General features: G+C 42.9%; 14 protein-coding genes. 11 read left to right on the forward strand and 3 right to left on the reverse strand.

Annotated elements, in window-relative coordinates:
• Window positions 1-75: 75 nt before the first annotated feature.
• The 11 genes from DQQ10_RS04260 to DQQ10_RS04310 all read left to right on the forward strand — a co-directional run bounded on the left by DQQ10_RS04260 (window position 76) and on the right by DQQ10_RS04310 (window position 14,841).
• Complete coding sequence (locus DQQ10_RS04260) at window positions 76-888, forward strand: purine-nucleoside phosphorylase (RefSeq protein WP_112745520.1); 813 nt, start codon at window positions 76-78, stop codon at window positions 886-888.
• Window positions 889-892: 4 nt separating this feature from the next.
• A complete protein-coding gene (locus DQQ10_RS04265; RefSeq protein WP_112745521.1) occupies window positions 893-1,312 on the forward strand; it encodes a VOC family protein in 420 nt (139 codons plus the stop codon).
• Window positions 1,313-1,440: 128 nt separating this feature from the next.
• Window positions 1,441-4,290, forward strand: coding sequence for an excinuclease ABC subunit UvrA (gene uvrA, locus DQQ10_RS04270; RefSeq protein ID WP_112745522.1), 2,850 nt, complete (start codon window positions 1,441-1,443; stop codon window positions 4,288-4,290).
• A gap of 48 nt (window positions 4,291-4,338) precedes the next feature.
• Window positions 4,339-4,587, forward strand: coding sequence for a hypothetical protein (locus DQQ10_RS04275; protein ID WP_112745523.1), 249 nt, complete (start codon window positions 4,339-4,341; stop codon window positions 4,585-4,587).
• 84 nt (window positions 4,588-4,671) lie between these two features.
• Window positions 4,672-5,736 carry a sensor histidine kinase gene (locus tag DQQ10_RS04280; protein WP_112745524.1) on the forward strand — a complete coding sequence of 355 codons (1,065 nt, stop codon included), beginning with the start codon at window positions 4,672-4,674 and terminating at the stop codon, window positions 5,734-5,736.
• The gene (locus DQQ10_RS04285) at window positions 5,714-6,436 is read left to right on the forward strand and encodes a LytR/AlgR family response regulator transcription factor (protein ID WP_112745525.1); all 723 of its coding nucleotides are present in this window, start codon (window positions 5,714-5,716) and stop codon (window positions 6,434-6,436) included. Before DQQ10_RS04280 ends, DQQ10_RS04285 begins: the two co-directional genes overlap by 23 nt.
• 66 nt (window positions 6,437-6,502) lie before the next feature.
• On the forward strand, window positions 6,503-7,384 hold the full coding sequence (locus DQQ10_RS04290; RefSeq protein WP_112745526.1) for a carbon-nitrogen hydrolase: 882 nt from the start codon (window positions 6,503-6,505) through the stop codon (window positions 7,382-7,384).
• Window positions 7,385-7,577: 193 nt separating this feature from the next.
• Window positions 7,578-8,615, forward strand: coding sequence for an agmatine deiminase family protein (locus DQQ10_RS04295; RefSeq protein ID WP_112745527.1), 1,038 nt, complete (start codon window positions 7,578-7,580; stop codon window positions 8,613-8,615).
• 98 nt (window positions 8,616-8,713) lie between these two features.
• Window positions 8,714-11,392 carry a TonB-dependent receptor gene (locus DQQ10_RS04300; protein ID WP_112745528.1) on the forward strand — a complete coding sequence of 893 codons (2,679 nt, stop codon included), beginning with the start codon at window positions 8,714-8,716 and terminating at the stop codon, window positions 11,390-11,392.
• A 2-nt stretch (window positions 11,393-11,394) separates the two neighbouring features.
• Window positions 11,395-12,504 carry a DUF4249 domain-containing protein gene (locus tag DQQ10_RS04305; RefSeq protein ID WP_112745529.1) on the forward strand — a complete coding sequence of 370 codons (1,110 nt, stop codon included), beginning with the start codon at window positions 11,395-11,397 and terminating at the stop codon, window positions 12,502-12,504.
• On the forward strand, window positions 12,505-14,841 hold the full coding sequence (locus DQQ10_RS04310; RefSeq protein ID WP_112745530.1) for a hypothetical protein: 2,337 nt from the start codon (window positions 12,505-12,507) through the stop codon (window positions 14,839-14,841).
• Here the strand turns inward: DQQ10_RS04310 and DQQ10_RS04315 are convergent.
• The 3 genes from DQQ10_RS04315 to rimO form a co-directional block, all read right to left on the reverse strand.
• Window positions 14,838-15,410: a 5-formyltetrahydrofolate cyclo-ligase gene (locus DQQ10_RS04315; RefSeq protein WP_112745531.1), complete on the reverse strand. Its 573-nt coding sequence runs from the start codon at window positions 15,408-15,410 to the stop codon at window positions 14,838-14,840. The genes DQQ10_RS04310 and DQQ10_RS04315 overlap by 4 nt on opposite strands.
• A 13-nt stretch (window positions 15,411-15,423) precedes the next feature.
• Complete coding sequence (gene bshC, locus DQQ10_RS04320; RefSeq protein ID WP_112745532.1) at window positions 15,424-16,989, reverse strand: bacillithiol biosynthesis cysteine-adding enzyme BshC; 1,566 nt, start codon at window positions 16,987-16,989, stop codon at window positions 15,424-15,426.
• A gap of 177 nt (window positions 16,990-17,166) precedes the next feature.
• Window positions 17,167-18,480 (reverse strand): 30S ribosomal protein S12 methylthiotransferase RimO, encoded by a 1,314-nt coding sequence (rimO, locus tag DQQ10_RS04325; RefSeq protein ID WP_112745533.1) that lies wholly within the window; start codon window positions 18,478-18,480, stop codon window positions 17,167-17,169.
• Window positions 18,481-18,497 lie beyond the last annotated feature (17 nt).

The raw sequence follows: 18,497 nt of genomic DNA on the forward strand, positions 1-18,497 counted from the left end.
TGCTCAAAACTGAGTTAGATTAAATACTTTTTACTTTTAACTTTAAACTTTCTCACGGGTTTCTATCTTGCCTCAATGATAGAAATTGTTCGGACAACTGACTTCTTACGCGCTCACGGCATCACCGCACCCGATATCGGCGTGATTATCGGAACAGGATTAGGCGCACAATTCATCAAGCTTATTCGGAATCCTATCGCGATCAGCTATGGACAGATTCCCGACTTCCCAACATCTACGGTCGAGTCTCACCATGGCAGACTGATATACGGGGATCTTCACGGTAAGAAGATACTGGCCATGCAAGGCCGTTTCCATTATTACGAAGGTTACGATATGAAGCAAATTACATTGCCCGTCAGAGTAATGAAGTTGCTCGGATGCAAATACCTGTTCATATCAAACGCATCAGGTAATCTTAACCTGAAATGGAAGAAAGGCGACTTGATGATGGTTGACGATCACATCAATCTTCAAACGGAGAATCCGCTACGCGGTAAAAACTTTGAAGCATTCGGTCCACGCTTTCCGGATATGAGTCAACCTTACAGCGATAAACTCAATAAATTAATTCAAGAAATCGCTGCCGAAAAGAAGATACCGCTCCGCAAGGGCGTTTATGTCGCGGTGAATGGACCTAATCTTGAAACACGCGCTGAATATAGATTTCTTCGTATGATTGGCGCTGACGCAGTTGGCATGAGCACAGTGCCCGAAGTAATTGTCGCCAATCACATGTCGCTGCCATGCTGCGCGATATCTGTACTCACCGACGATTGTGATCCTGATAATCTTAAACCTGTATCACTTGCCGAGATTGTTGCTACGGCTTCGAAGTCGGAAGTAGTGTTGACAGAACTTTACAGTGAATTAATCGCTAGACTTTAGCCACATGAGACAAAAATTGAATTTGATTACGCTCGGAGTTGATGACTTTGAAACTTCCGTAAAATTTTATGAAGCACTCGGCTGGAAACGATCCGCAGCAAGTGTTGATGGCCTCGCGCTATTTCCATTGGGTTGTATAACACTCGCACTTCATCCCCGACACGATTTGGCGAAAGATGCGCTTGCGGACGACCACGTTCGAGGTTTTAGTGGGATCACCATTTCGTTTAACGCGCATTCTCAGGTAGAAGTAGATGCCGTCATGCAAGAAGCTGAGGCCGCCGGGGCAAAGATTGTAAAACCAGCACAAAAGGTTTATTGGGGTGGCTATAGCGGATACTTCAGCGACCCGTCTGGGCATTTGATTGAGGTAGCGCACAATCCTTTTTGGGAACTCGATGAGAATAACAATCTTAAGCTGTAACGGAGAACCGGGCTTCAATAGCGTACGGCGAATAATTGTTTCGACAGGCGGAGAAACTCACTAATTTTTTTAGTAAGAAAAGAAACAAACAGGAGGTTATTTTTGTATTGTTGATCAGGTAATAATTCATGGCAAAATCATCAGCGGAAAAGAAAATCATCGACCTGTCAGGGCATGAAAATATTGAGGTAATTGGCGCTCGCGAGCATAATCTCAAAAATATCAATGTAACCTTCCCCAGAAATAAACTTGTGGTGATCACGGGTATTTCTGGTAGCGGAAAATCTTCGCTTGCATTCGATACGATCTACGCTGAAGGTCAACGCCGATATATGGAGAGTTTTTCGGCGTACGCCCGAAGCTTTCTTGGAAACTTAGAACGTCCGGATGTTGACAAGATAAATGGTCTTAGTCCGGTAATCTCTATCGAACAGAAAACTACTTCCAGAAATCCTCGCTCGACAGTTGGAACGGTAACGGAGATCTATGATTTTATGCGTCTCCTGTACGCACGCGCGGGTGAGGCATTTTCTTATCTGAGTGGCGAACGAATGATTCGCCAATCGGAAGAGCAAATTCTCGATGCCATTCTCAATAATTTCAAGAACAAGAAATTGGTACTGCTTGCGCCTATTGTGAAGGGACGTAAAGGTCACTACCGCGAATTGTTTCAGCAAATCCGAAAATCGGGCTACACGAAAGTACGCGTAGATGGCGACGTACAAGAGATCACGGCGAAGATGCAACTCGATCGCTACAAGATTCACGACATCGAGGTTGTAATCGATCGGATTGTGGCCGATGCTAAAGATCGTCACCGGATAGGTCAATCTATTTCTAAATCACTCAAAGAAGGCAAAGGTGTGATTATGGTCATGGAGGACAGTGGTAAAGTGCATCACTTTTCAAAGTACCTCATGGATCCTAAAACAGGCCTGTCGTACGACGAACCTGCACCAAATAATTTTTCTTTCAACTCTCCCTATGGCGCCTGCCCTCATTGCAATGGACTCGGTGTTATCGAGGAGATTACGGAGGAGTCGGTTATTCCCGATAAGAAATTAAGTATCAGTCGCGGCGGTATTCTTCCACTCGGTGAATACCGTGACATTTGGATTTTTAAGAAGATCGAAGCAATTCTAAAACGAAAAAAATTTACGCTAACAACACCCATCAAAGAGATTCCAAAAGATGTGATGAAGGTGTTGCTCTACGGAGACGATGAGCCTGTTGCCGTCGCATCCATGAAATATCCAGGTACAGATTGGAATACAAAGTTCGAAGGCATTATCAACTTTCTTGAGAAACAACGCGACGAAGGTTCGGAAACCATTCGCAAATGGGTAGAAGATTTTACCGTCACGAAAATTTGCCCCGAGTGTAACGGTGCGCGCTTGAAGAAAGAATCACTCCATTTTAAGATTGACGACAAGAATATTGCCGAGCTGGCGATGTTGGATATTCAAGCGTTACAAAAATGGTTTACAGGTCTTGAAAATCGTGTCAGCGAAAAGCAACGCGTCATTGCCACAGAAGTGTTGAAAGAAATTCGGAAGCGAATCGGATTTCTCCTTGATGTAGGCTTGGACTACCTCAACCTCAATCGACCGATCAGAACGTTGAGTGGTGGAGAGTCACAACGCATTCGATTGGCGACACAAATCGGAACACAGCTTGTTGGTGTTCTGTATATTTTGGATGAACCGAGTATCGGCTTGCATGCACGCGACAATGTGAAGCTCATCAAAGCATTGAAAGATCTCCGCGATATCGGAAATTCTGTCGTCGTGGTTGAACACGACAAAGACATGATGCTTGAGTCGGATTACATTCTTGACATCGGTCCTGGTGCCGGGCGTCACGGTGGCCATGTCGTAGCCGCAGGCACTCCACAAACTTTCATCAAGAATAAAAGCACCACGTCGCAATACTTGAGCGGTGAACTTGCTATTCAATATTCGAAAGAACGTCGTAAGGGAACTGGTGATAAATTGATCCTCGCTGGTGCTGCAGGAAACAATCTCAAGAATGTAACATTGGAGATTCCGCTCGGAACACTAACCTGTATAACAGGTGTCTCAGGAAGCGGAAAATCAACGCTGATTCATGAAACGCTTTTTCCAATCTTGAATCAGAAATTTTTCCATTCGCGTACGGAGCCCTTGGCGCATGAGAGTATCGATGGTTTGCAGCATCTCGACAAAGTGATCGAAGTGGATCAATCGCCAATTGGTAGAACACCACGCTCGAATCCAGCGACCTATACAGGAGCATTTAGTGATATTCGCGATCTGTTCGCACAACTTCCTGAAGCAAAAATTCGAGGCTATAAAACAGGACGCTTTTCATTCAACGTGAAAGGTGGAAGATGTGAAACCTGCGAAGGCGCTGGTCTTCGCTTGATCGAAATGGAATTCCTTCCAGACGTGTACGTGCCTTGCGAAACGTGCAAAGGAAAACGATATAACCGAGAGACACTCGAAGTGCGCTTCAAAGGAAAATCGATTAGTGATGTTCTCGATATGACGGTTGAAGAAGCAGTTACATTTTTCGAGAATCAACCAAAAATACTTCGTAAAATTCAGACACTTGGCGAAGTTGGTCTAGGGTATATTTCACTTGGACAACACGCTACAACATTGTCGGGTGGTGAAGCACAACGCGTGAAACTTGCAACAGAACTTTCTAAGCGCGATACCGGTAAAACGTTTTATATCTTAGATGAACCTACTACCGGTTTACACTTTCAAGATATTGCGCATCTACTTGATGTCTTACAAAAACTTGTAAACAAAGGGAACACCGTGTTGGTGATTGAGCATAACATGGATGTGATCAAATCATCGGATCACATTGTTGATTTGGGGCCGGAAGGTGGTGCAAAAGGTGGAAAAATTATAGCGAAAGGAACGCCTGAGGAGGTATCGAAAAACCCGGCATCATACACCGGAAAATTTTTGAAGATGGAGCTCAATTAGCGTACGCGATGTGAGTAGCGTTTGAATTTTGTTTTACTTTGCTCGTGAATGAAGATTTTTAAAGCGGCTTATATATTTCCAATTCTCTTTATCGCAATTGGGATTTATCAAATGTTCCGCGTCGACTTCCTAGAAGCGTCGCTTTATATTATTGCAGGTCTTGCATTTGTTTTCAATGCGATGGCAAGTGAAGAGAGGCTTGCAAAACACAAGAAAACACTCGTAACGATAACGTGGACGCTTTTGGGTATTAGCGTGCTCATCTTCTTCTGGGTACTTCAATTCAATACACCTTAGTGTCTACCTACAACCATCCATATAATCGGCGGTAATGGATTATGGTGGATTGGTTATTTTTAACAATGCGACGATTGTACCGCCATGGTGAGTAACAAGCAACGACTTTATTGGACGCTCCAAATTTCGGGCTGGATCATTTATGCCGGCGCGCAAATTGGCTCTAGTGTGGCTGCCACGACCTCAATAGCACCCTGGCGCATACCGTTCTTCATCATCGAAGCATGCTTGTGTTTATTGATCACACATTTTTTTAGAAAAATGCTCAACCATTGGCGATGGCTATACCTCCCGATGCCGAAGCTCATTCCCAGTGTGTTGGTCGCCGTGATGGTGATGGGCTTCATCATCTACTTCTTACGCATACCAGTTAGCTTGAGCTTAGGCCGAAGCGTTGAACCACGCACCGCGTTTAGCCTCGATCAGATCATGGGACAATCTTTCTTCTACGGATTCGTTTTCTTCCTGTGGACCGTATTTTATTTCACATACCATTATTTCGAACGATATAATAAATCATTGAAGTACGAGGCGTCTATGATTGAGATTGAGTTGAACAACTTAAAGTCGCAGCTTAATCCACATTTTATTTTTAACGCCTTAAATAGTATTCGCGCACTGGTGGATGAAAATCCGTCGAAGTCGAAACAAGCAATTAATCAACTTTCAAATATTCTCCGGAGTAGCCTTGCGTCCGATAAAAAAGGTTTAACCAAGTTTGACGACGAGATGAAAATCGTTCGCGACTACCTGGGCCTAGAAAGTGTCCGATTTGAGGAACGGTTAAAAACGGAATTTGATTTACACCCGATGTCGCACCAATTTTTCGTTCCGCCGCTCATGCTTCAAACCTTGGTGGAGAATGGTATCAAGCACGGAATATCGCGGTTAACGCAAGGTGGCATCATCCAGGTGAAAACTTATGTTGATAATGACCGTTTGAAAATCCATATTCGTAATAGCGGACACCTAGTGAATGGCGCCAAACGCAGTAAAACCGGACTCGGTATTAAAAATACGATACAACGATTGAAGCTCATCTACGGCGATGAAGCTTCTTTCCGAATTGTCAACGAAAACGATAATTTTGTCTTGACCGAAATCATAATTCCTCAACAACAAGCACATGAGAGCATTAATCGTGGATGATGAGCGCCTGGCGCGGAAAGAATTGATGAAACTTCTAGAGGACCATCCGATGATTGAGGTTGTCGGCGAGGCCATGAATGCTGAAGAAGCAAATCAGATGGTGAATGATCTCAATCCTGACCTCTTGTTTTTAGATATCCAGATGCCGGGTAAAACAGGATTTCAACTGCTGGAAGAATTGGATGCTGTTCCGTTGGTTGTCTTTACAACAGCGTATGATGAATTTGCGCTCAAAGCATTTGAGGTAAACGCACTCGACTACTTGTTAAAGCCTATCCAGCCAGAACGCCTTGCAGAAACAGTTTCGAAACTTTCCGAAAAAGAACGCGCGAAAGTTTCAGCAGCGCGTGGCGGCGAGAAAAAACTCGGACTAAATGACCAAGTTTTTGTGAAAGATGGTGATCGCTGTTGGTTTGTAAGCCTTGCCAACGTGCGTCTATTCGAATCTGATGGCAATTACATTAAAGTATATTTTGACGCAAACCGTCCTATGATTCACAAGTCATTGAACGCACTCGACGAGAAACTTGACGAACGTGCATTCTTTCGCGCCAGTCGAAAACACATTGTTAATCTTAGTTGGGTTGAAGGCATTGAGCCTTGGTTCAACGGCGGGTTGATGGTTAAACTTCGTGGCGGCGATAAGGTAGAAGTAAGCCGTAGACAAGCAGCAAAATTCAAAGACATGATGAGCCTTTGATCTCAAAAAAATATCTTTCATCAACCCGAATAACTTCCTAATTTTGCGACACTAAAATCTACGAAAGTGTCAGGAAAAAAAGTGAAAGTTGGCCTCGTTCAAATGACTTGTTCGAGTGATCCGAATGATAATCTGAAGAAAGCAATCGTTAAAGTTCGCGAGGCTGCCGCAAAAGGCGCGCAGATCGTGTGCTTGCAAGAGCTTTTTCGCTCGCTTTATTTCTGCGATGTTGAAGATTATGAAAACTTCAAACTCGCTGAACCTATTCCAGGGCCTGGCACAGAAACACTGGCGTCAGTTGCAAAAGAGTTAGGCGTGGTAATCATTGCTTCACTTTTTGAGAAGCGCACCGAAGGATTGTATCACAACACAACCGCTGTGTTAGATGCCGATGGAACTTACCTCGGCAAATACAGAAAGATGCATATCCCGGACGATCCGGCGTATTATGAAAAATTCTATTTCACACCTGGTGATCTTGGTTACAAAGTTTTCAAAACAAAATTCGCGACTATCGGAATTTTGATCTGCTGGGATCAGTGGTACCCAGAAGCATCACGCATTACCGCCTTGATGGGCGCAGAAGTACTGTTCTATCCAACAGCGATTGGATGGGCCACATCTCAAGATAAAGACACTAACGACGAACAATATGGTGCATGGCAAACCATTCAGCGTAGCCATGCCGTTGCAAATGGTGTGCACGTTGTAAGCGTAAACCGCGTAGGTTTTGAACAGAATGGCGCAATGAAATTCTGGGGCGGCTCTTTTGTGGCTAATCCATTTGGACGAATCGTCTATCAGGCGTCACATGAAAATGAAGAGGTTCATGTTGAAGAAATTGATCTACAAAAAACGGATCGCTACAGAACACATTGGCCTTTCCTTCGCGACCGAAGAATTGATTCCTATCAACCGATTACCAAACGTTACATCGACGAGGATTAGATAATCAGGATTTACTGGCGTCACTTTCCTTATGCGAAACGTTTAAATGCGGTTATTGCGCAGAGGATCACGAAGGTCTTCAGAGTTTCTTAACTTCAGATCCTCTCTATTAAAAAACGGAATAAACGAATTACTAACTAAATCTCGGTGAAACTTTGTGTTTCCTCTGAGAACTCTGTGTAACAACTGGACTATGACTCCCAAAGAACAAGGCTACTACTTCCCTGCAGAATTTGCGAAACACGATGCGATGTGGCTAAGCTGGCCACATAAAGAAGCATCATGGCCTGGAAAAATTGAATCGATATATCCCATCTATGCGCAATTTGTGAAGCTCGTCGCCGAAGGTGAAAAAGTAAATATCAATGTCGTCGACGAGGCGATGAAAGCAAAGGTACTGGGCCATCTTCAACGCGCAGGAGCAGACTTATCCAACGTTCAAATATTTCTACATCCCACAAACGATGCATGGTGTCGCGATCACGGTCCGGCGTTTTTGATCAATCCGAATGCTGCACAGAAAAAGATGATTGTCGATTGGGGTTATAATGCATGGGGTGGAAAATATCCTCCGTTCGATCTTGATGATAATATTCCAACGTTGATCGCGCAGCATTATAACATACCCGTCGTGTATCCGGGAATTGTAATGGAAGGCGGTTCAGTCGAATTTAATGGTAAAGGAACGTTACTCACAACAACGTCATGTTTGTTGAATGAAAATCGAAATCCCCACCTAAATCAAAATCAGATTGAAAAATATCTGAGCGATTACTATGGTGTTGACAATATATTGTGGCTCGGCGATGGAATTGTTGGCGACGATACCGATGGTCACATCGATGATATCACACGTTTCGTGAATGAAGATACTGTGGTAACCGTTGTTGAAGAAGACAAGAACGATGAGAACTACGAACCACTTCAGGAGAACTTAAAAGCACTGAAGAAAATGAGGTTAGAAAACGGCAAGCAACTTCATGTGGTTGAATTGCCGATGCCATCCGCGGTGGTCCATGAGGACATGCGCTTGCCAGCATCGTATGCGAATTTTTATATCAGCAATAAGTACGTGGTTGTGCCAGTGTTCAGAGATAAAAATGATGACCGAGCACTTTCTATTTTGCAATCTTGCTTTACAGATCGTAAGGTAGTTGGCTTAGACTCGGTGGATATTATCTGGGGCCTCGGATCGTTCCATTGTTTGAGCCAGCAAGAACCGGCTGTTTAAGCCTCTTAAATGAAATATTAACCCATCCAGGGTGAGAAAGTTGTTCGGTTGACATAAAATTAGTAACTCCGGCATTAGATCATGTAAGCCGTTGTTAATTGAAAAGGACCTTACTTCTTATCACATTTTTACTCCTTGGTGTAAATATTAAGGCTCAAGATTTACTTTCATTTAAGGTGGAGGTCGAACAATCACAGCCGCTACCAACCTATCTTTTGGCTCTAGAAGAGCGGCACGATGTAAAATTTTTCTTCGCCGAGGAGTGGCTTCTTCCGTTTGAAATTACTATTTCAGCCAACGGTAAAACAATTCGTGACGCTCTGAACCTGATTTTGGAAGACTCCGGGATTCACTTTGAGGAGCACTTCGGTTACGCAATTATTTTTGTCAAGGATCCTCGGAATGAAGAGCGACGTGATAGTATTCTCCGTGTCGCGACGATTACTCGAAAATCAGTAGATCAAACGATCATAGGAGATGCACGATCTTTCAAGCCTGGCAAGCGTGTCCAGTTAAAAGGGATAGTCAAAGATGAGGTTTCCGGAAATCCGATGAAGGACGTGATCGTAATGTTGAATGATCGAGAAGTTGCGTCTACCGATGAATACGGAGCCTATAAGTTGGTAACAATTTCGGGAGGCTATATCCTTTCCTTTAGCTATCCAAACTATCGTGAAAAAGTTATTGATCTTAGGATTTACGACGATGGTGACGTGAATGTTTTTCTTGAAGAAACGCCTGTTATACTCGATGAAGTCGTAGTGTCTGAACAAGCTTTGACTAATCGAATCGGAGAGTCGTCCCTCAAAATGACTGATCTGAAACGCTCGCCGACTTTCTTGGGTGAACGCGATTTGGTCAAGCAGATACAACTCCAGCCGGGTGTTACGACGGTGAGCGAAGTGGCTACCGGATTCAATGTTCGTGGAGGCGGAGTTGATCAAAATCTTGTGCTTTATGACAATATTCCTGTGTTTAACACATCACACGCGTTTGGATTCTTCACAGCTTTCAATTCCGAGGCAATTCAACAAGTACAATTTTATCGTGGCGGAATCCCTTCGCAATTCGGTGGACGGGCGTCGTCTGTTTTGGATATCACTTCAAAAGAAGGAGCATATGACCAATGGCATGGCTCGGGTGGTATCGGCATAATTTCAAGTCAGCTAGCGTTGAGTGGCCCAATCAAGCGCGATACGGCATCGATTCACGCGTCGTTTCGGACATCATATTCAAATTGGCTGTTACAATCAATAAAATCGGACTATGATCTCCGGTATGCTTCCGTCAAGTTTTATGATGCTTCAATTAAGCTGACACAAAAATTTACGGCACGGACAAAATTGACGTTATCGGCTTATTCTAGTTCAGATGAATTCAGTCTGACAAACGACACCACTTACATGCCTAGAAATCTAGCATCATCGATAAAACTTGATCATATTTTTAACGAAAAATTCTTTGGATCAGTCACAGCAAGCTTTGGGCAATTTAGCTACACTATGAGTGAACCGGAAGAACATCAGGCGTTTGAATTAAAATATGAAATCCAGTATCCGTCACTCAGATTAGACTTCCATGTCGAGAAGCAAAAACATAAGATTTCGTTCGGTGCTCAATCTACACTCTATACGTTTCAGCCGGGTGATTTAACCGGTTCGAAGAATTCGTCGACCGTTAATTTCATAATGCCCGATGAGAAGGCGCTAGAAAGTGGGTTATACATTTCTGATGCGTTGGAAATTTCGAACAAATTATTAATTGAAGCGGGCGCAAGGTATTCGATGTATCATCGGTTAGGGCAGGGTGTAACCTACCTCTACGACGACAATAAGGCGCGCGAGCCAATGAACATAAAAGATTCCATTACTTACACCGGCGGCGACGTGATGAAAATGTATCAGGGGTTGGAGCCTCGCCTTTCAATGCGCTACACATTGAATGACAACAGTGCAATTAAATTTGGTTACAATCGCATTTTTCAATACCTCCATCTGGTAACCAATACTGCAGCCGTTGCTCCCGTAGATATTTGGCAGACAAGCAATGAATATTTCAAACCGCAAAGGGCAGATCAAGTTTCGTTGGGGTACTACAAAAACTTTAACAACAATGTCTATGAAACGTTTGTCGAATCGTTTTATAAAGAAGTACAGAACACGTTAGATTTTAAGGATGGCTCTCAGCTCATTCTAAATAAGCATCTAGAAACGGCTCTTATATCTGGTCACTCAACGTCGTACGGCGTGGAACTATCAGCAGCAAAAGTTAAAGGCCGGCTAACGGGTACCTTTAGCTACACCTTTTCACGGTCGCTACGACAAACAGATGGTCGATTCCCGACGGAACGTATCAACGATGGTAAAACGTATTCTTCAAATTATGATCAACCGCACGTCGGCACAGTTACATGGCGTTATGCTTTTTCAAGAAGACATTTTTTCGCAGGAACATTCACGTACCATACAGGACGCCCAACCTCTTTGCCTACAAGCTTCTACCAAATTGATGGCGTTTCAATTCCTAATTTTTCAGAGCGAAATAAGTTTAGAATTCCAGACTACCATCGTCTTGATGTTGCGTTTATCATCGAAGGTAATCATAAGCGTAAAAAATTGTTAGACGGCACGTGGATTGTGTCATTCTACAATGTCTATTCGCGGAAGAATGCATATTCGCTTTATTTCGAAGATAATGGAAAGGGAATGGTGACTACATATAAGCTTTCCGTAATTGGCTCAATAATTCCGTCGGTGACCTACAGTTTTAAATTTTAATCATGAAAAAGCGCGCGATTATATTTGGTGTTGTTATAGTCATAGTGGCGAGTTCATGTGTCGACAAATTTGATTTATCTGGATTCAAAGTTGAAAATCATCTTGTCGTCGACGGTCTAATTACGAACGATCATGGGCCATACACGGTAGAGTTGTATATGTCATCCGGAATCGGTGACAATGTCGACCATCCGGAATACGTGACAGACGCAATCGTCACAATAAAAAATGATCTTGGTGAGTCAGAAATACTTTCCGAAGCATCCGACGGAATCTATCGCACTGCTGAAGACGGATTGCAAGGTGAAATTGGACGTAAATACCAATTACTGATAGAGCTTCCGGATGGACGGTCATTTCAGTCACCTATGGACGAAATGAAAGCACCTGGAAACATTGACGACCTATTCTTTGAGTTCAAGGCTAACTCAATTAATGGAAACGACATTGCTCTCCCGCAAGACGCTTTTTGGGTTTACCTAAATAGTAGTAGTGACGGGAGTGACGACCAGCATCTGTTTCGGTGGCGGTGGAACGGGACTTACAAAATAAAGACCTATCCGGAACTCCACGTCGTCGCGGTTGGCAATTCGTTCATACCGCGTCCCTTCCCGTGTAGCGGCTATATTGTAGAAGAAGGTAATGTTCTGCAAAAAATCCGAGACTGCACTTGCTGTGAATGTTGGAAGACGGAATACGGAGGTAGCGCGTTGATTTCTAAAAACGAATTTTTAGAAGGTGGAAATTTCCGACGAGTGCCGATTACAAAAGTTCCGATTCTGCGGAAGATATTTGAAGATGGATATTACGTTCAAGTGGAGCAAATGCGAATATCCGAAAGCGCCTATAATTTTTGGAAACTTGCAGAGGCTTACCAAGCAAGTGGAGGAAATATTTTTCAGCCAAACGCCGTGCAGATCAAAGGTAATATAAGTTCAACGGAAGGAAGCGATGAGGTGTTCGGGGTTTTTTCAGTGGCAGGGGTAACGCGTAAAGGAGTTTTTCTACATCGATGGAATATCCCATACGGCCTTGCAGAAGGTCCTATTGTTACATCTCCTTGTTACTCGGTGGAAGTTGGTGCTACAACAACTAAACCCATTTTTTGGTAAATGAATAAGAAGATATTTATGATACTGCTTTCGTTTAAAATCTTCTTGTTTGCTGCGGCGCAGGAGAATGACGAAGACTTTCCATTAAAAGCACAACGACTTCTTTCCGAGTTCTATGCAAAAACGGTTCCCCTCAAAATTCATGTCTTCTTTAATCAACCACAGTATGTTCCAGGAGACACCGTTTTTTATAGCGTGAGTCTATTGGCCGCAAGCTCTTACACGCCAATAAAAGGACGCCAAATTGTTAACGTTATCCTATCTGAACGAAATGGAAATGTCAAGGTAAAACATAATGTACTTATCCACGATGGACACGGGAGTAATCAGTTTATCCTGCCACTTGACCTTGAGTCAGGAACATATGTTGTAACCGCTTACAGCGAATGGATGCGAAACCATGACCAATCACTTTTTCATCACAGCACATTGACGGTAGGAGGAGACTTTTTGAGCTATCCAAAAAGGGATAGCACTAAATTCTATGTCGAGGGAGGTAAATTAATTTCCGGTACACGTAATAAAATCATTGCCAAGGGGCCCCCAAGCGTTGTTGTTATAAGAACAAACAACAATACCGAAATCACGTCGTGTCAAATTGGTCCCGATGGAATGGGCGTCTTTTATATGACGCCTGAATATGGGACGTCTTATAAAGCGCAAGCGACTAACGGGCAATTCTCGCAGCTCGCCGATGTTGAACCTGAGGGTGTTAGTATGATTGTGACGCCAGGCGATGGAAAGCGACCCTGTAATATCTCACTTGAGCGAAGTCGTAATTTTGGATCCCCGATCTCGTTATTACTTACTTCTGGTGACCGCGTTGTGTTTGCGGCGAAAGTAAGTTTGAAAGAAAAGCCCACTGCTCTCGTTAGCATATCGTCTGATAAATTGCCTGAAGGACTCATATTGGCTACGCTCTTCGATGATCAAGGAAATGAGCTTAGCGCTAGAATGTTCATTGAGAAGAAACGATCAGTAATAGCGGCTAATGTAGTGCTAGACAAACAGCAGTACACAACACGTGAAAAAGTGCGCTTAAAAGTTCAGCTGCGCGATGACTTTGGTAAGCCAGTGAAAGGGAAATTTGCCATCACCGTGGTAGGTGCAACGTCGCTGCCAACTCGATTACGTGAGGTAAGTGACCGTTCTGAAATTGAAGACGGAATTCCCTTTGGAGGTTTGGATGCTAACTATATAAATACCTTAGACGATTTCTCATTCAATAACTACCTCATTACAAAATGCTGGAAACGTTTTAATTGGAAGAAAATCCTAAACTCTGAGTTTGGTACCAGTTTCAGCGCGCAAAAATTTATTCACCTGTCCGGTAAAGCCGATATTCGAATTCCTCCGGACTCAGTCAAAGTTTCTTTTTTCCTTCAACGGAATGTAATAATATTTCAATCCTATCTGGATTCACTTGGACAATTTAACTTTCCCGTGGCGATTGATTTTGAAAACGAAGATCGTGCCTCCTACTGTGTTGAGCAGCGCGGACAGAAATTACCCTATGTTGAGCTCACCAATTTCATGATTCCACCAATCAATTTTAATTTAGGTGAAGAAAATGATACCCGAGAAAGAAATGTATATGCACATTTTACAACAACGAAAAGATCGATTGATCGTGCCTATTTTTTCGGGAGAAGGAACGGTGTGACACCAACTTCAATCGCAAAACCTCATGCTCTAATAGAAGATGAAGTGTTCGACGCTGATTGGGTTATTCAACTTAACGATTACCTCCTTCTTCCAACAATGGAAGAAACTCTTCGTGAAATCGTTCCTAAAGTTCAGCATCGGAAAATAAGGAACAAAAGTGAAGTTCGTGTATTCATTGATGACCTTGACAAAACTGGCGACGGACCTCCGTTCTATTTCATAGACGGTGTTATGACTGACAATACAGAATATTTCTTAAGCTTAAAACCCGAACAAGTATCGGTTATTAAAGTGATATGCACGTCTACCAAGTTGCGAACATTTGGTGCTTTCGGTCGCAATGGAGTGATCTTGGTCGAAACTAAAATACCCGATAACAGCAAAAATGTTCCGGTTTATTCCAATTCATTTCTGGTCAATGGAATCAACAAACAAATACCATTTCGTGCAGTCGATGAATCAGACCTACAACATCCTAGGTTACCATTAATTAAACATTGTCTTTATTGGAATCCGATGGTAGAAACTGATGAAAATGGTTTTGCTGAAGTATCGTTTTACACCGCTGATAATACCGGTATATTTAATATCAAAGCTTGCGGTGTAAGCGAAACAGGCGAGGTTATTAAACTTCAGCAGCAGTTCTCAGTTGCTTTTAAAAAGAATAATTAAGGGATAAAGATTTCCGATGGTGTGATGATTTTATGTAGCGGGATGTCATGCGTTTGGATATCGTGTATTCTCGCTACAGCCGTGAACATTGATAATCCGATTTTCTGACACTGCGGCGAGCATGACGCAAGTAGCTTATCGTAGAATCCTTTGCCATATCCTACACGATTTCCATTTTCGTCGAATGTAAGTAATGGTACCAGCACCATATCAATTTTTTCATCCGGGGTCGGAACCCCGTGTGTTGGTTCAGGAATACCCCACGTGTTATTTTTTAACTGCGATAGTCCTTCATAATAGAAATTTTCAAGTGTGCCGCTTTCTGGATTCACGCGCGGAATAGATAGTTGTATCTGCGGATAGTCGCGTTGGATGCGATCAATTATTGGCCATGTGTTGGGCTCTCGTTGTTTTTCTATTGTTAAAAAAACATGTAGCACGCGCACATTTGATAGGTCGATGAATTTAAAGAACTGCTCGTAGAGCCCTTGGTTAATGAGACGATACTCCTCGTCGGAAAGTTGCTTTCGCTTTTGTATGTACAGGGTTCGCAGTTCCTTCTTCGTCATGCAGATTTAAAAATTAATCGGGTACAATAACGTTGAATTGGAAATCGAATGGATCAAAGAATTCAATAAGCGTATCAATGAACGAACCATTCTCCGGATAAAAATTTAAGATGTTATCCACACGCTCTTGCAAACTTCCATTGGGAAATAGGGTGTCTTTCACGGCTTCAATTTGTCGAAGCTTGTCTGTGTGGCGTCTTTTTTCAGCGCGAAGAAACTTGCGCTCAATCTTTTCCAGGCTATTTAGCGCCCGTTTTGTTTCGGCGTTCATCATCATGATCAATGATTTGTCGATCGTTGCCGCTCGTGCTTCTAGTTTTTGGTAATGATCTAAAATGATCGCGCGCTCTTCACCAACAGTTACAGTGCGTTCCGAATTTTTAAGAACCCAGTGGTTAAAGAGATAATTTTTTTCTTCAAAAAGATCTTTAAGTGAAAGCCCAGTCTTTTCAAATTTTCGATAGGTCACGGCGTCCATCACCATTCCGAAATTTCGTGGCATCAATATCGGAAAAGGTGTGTTGAAATGTTCGAATGTGCCTTTTAACTGAAGCCAATAAATTACCTCTGCTGGCCCTCCCGCGTAAGCGAGATTGGGTAAAATCATCTCTTGGTAGAGTGGTCGGAGAATCACATTCGGACTAAATTTCTCCGGATGCTCGTCGATCAACTTTTCCATCGCTTCGCGCGTGAACGTCAATTCAGTATCAACCACCTGAAACTGTCCATCTTTTTCTTCTAGTCTACTTCTCAAATTTTTATCGAGGTAGAAGAAGTTAATCTCTCGGCAGTGTATTTGTGTCTTATAGTGTAAAGCCTCTAATGCCGCAGTCGCTTTCTCAACAATCGGTTTGTTGACTTGTTGCAATACGTCTTGCCGAATTACTTCTTTGAATGTTGACTTCAACGCTTTGTCATCCGCGTCAATTACCACGACACCTCTTTCACCGAACAAAGTAGTGACGTATTGCCTAACAGCGTCTGCAAGCGTTTGATTCTTAGCATAAGCATCAATAAACAACTTCGCATCGCTGGGTAGTGACTTCGCTAGTTCTGAAAGTCCTTGTGTAGAGAACCGACCTACCGCACCTTGCTGTGCTGTTTCCCAACTATATTTTTTTTCGCGGAGCCTGATGGATTTAATTTCTGCGTAGTCGTGATCTTCTGATGCCATCCAATATACCGGAACAAATCGCTGTTCGGGATAAAGCTTTTGCAACTGCTCGCATGTATTCAGTACCGTTACAATCTTGTAGACGAAATACAACGGTCCAGTAAAAATATTAAGTTGGTGTCCTGTGGTTACGGTAAATGTATTTGCTTGCTTTAGTGCAGCAATATTTTCTGACACGCGCGTAGGCGGCGTGAGATGCTTGTATTGTTGGTTCAGTGCATCGACTAATATTTGTCGCTGCTCTTGTGAAAAGGAAGCTGATTTTTCCGCGATCTGCGCCTTGAAATTTTCTGTGTTTGGAAACCTGTGATAGAAAGGTTTGAGTTTTTCGGCGGATTGTATATAATCGAGAAAAAAGGAATTGAAGGCGTGCGTATCTGAGAATGGAATTTTCTTAAGCTTCATAGCATGGGAGGACGTTGGTGGAAGCGAAACAACAAAATTTCAGCATAGCACGAATAACGCTATTTTTTTAAGAAAGTTTGCAGTGTTTACAGTATCGGTAAAGAACACGTTTGACCGCATTCTCGGGAAGCCTCTTGTCAACTGACGCTATACAAATATTAACAGGTCATTAACAATTTACTTCACCACCTCACCAGTGATATCAAATTCAGACGCCGCGTTAATTTTGACATTCACAAAGTCGCCCATTCGTAAATAGTTGTCTTTGCTTGTAATGATCACATCATTGTCAACTTCCGGTGAATCGAATTCTGTTCGTCCTATGAAGTTTCCACCTTCAAGACGATCGATAAGTACCTTGTAAACTTTTCCAATTTTCTCTTGATTGAGCTCCAGCGAAATTCCTTGTTGCAGTTCCATCACAGCATCGGCACGCTCTTGTTTCACTTCATCTGGCACATCGTCGGTGAATGAATGTGAATGTGTGTTTTCTTCATGAGAATAGTTGAAGATACCCAGCCTTTCGAAACGTGATTTTTCAACGAAGTCCATGAGCTGATCAAAGTCTTCTTCTGTTTCTCCAGGATGACCCGCGATGAAAGTTGTCCGTATGCCGATGCCCGGTACTTTCGCGCGGATGGTCTGCAATAATTCCTCCGTTTTTTCTCTCGTAATTCCACGACGCATCATCTGGAGCATTTTTGTAGACGCATGTTGAAGTGGAATGTCAAGGTATTTGCAGATGTTAGAGCGCTCCGCCATTACATCCAACGCATCCATTGGGAAACCCGCAGGGAATGCATAATGTAATCGAATCCATTCGATGCCCTCAACATCCGAAAGATTTTTGAGCAACTCAGCTAAGTTTCTTTTTTTATAAAGATCTAGACCATAGAACGTAGAGTCTTGAGCAATGAGCAACAATTCTTTTGTTCCCGTCTTGGCGAGATTTTTAGCTTCCTTCACAAGCTCTTCGATCGGGCGAGAAACGTGTTTACCACGCATCAATGGAATGGCACAGAAAGAGCAAGGCCGATCACAGCCCTCAGAAATTTTGAGGTAAGCGTAATGACTAGGGTTTGTCAATATTCTTTCGCCAACCAGTTCGTGCTTGTAGTCTGCTTTGAAAACTTTCAAAATCCTCGATAGGTCGCGTGTTCCGAACCAAGCATCAACTTCGGGAATTTCGTTTTTGAGGTCATCTTTGTAGCGTTCAGACAAACACCCGGTTACATACACTTTGTCGACAATTCCCTCTTCTTTCGCGTCGACGTAGCGTAAGATGGTATCGACAGATTCTTGCTTGGCATTGTCAATAAACCCGCATGTATTAATGACAACGACGCTTGCATCGTCGTTTTTGGACTCATGAACAGCGTCAATCCCATTGCCACGAAGCTGGGTTAACAGTACTTCCGAATCCACCAGGTTTTTAGAACAGCCCAGTGTCACAATGTTAACCTTCGTCTTTTTATTGCCTTTCGTCTTCAAAATGCTTATCCCTCTCT

Origin of the sequence: Pseudochryseolinea flava, from assembly GCF_003286915.1 — a bacterium.
GTDB classification, from domain to species: Bacteria; Bacteroidota; Bacteroidia; order Cytophagales; family Cyclobacteriaceae; genus Ohtaekwangia; species Ohtaekwangia flava.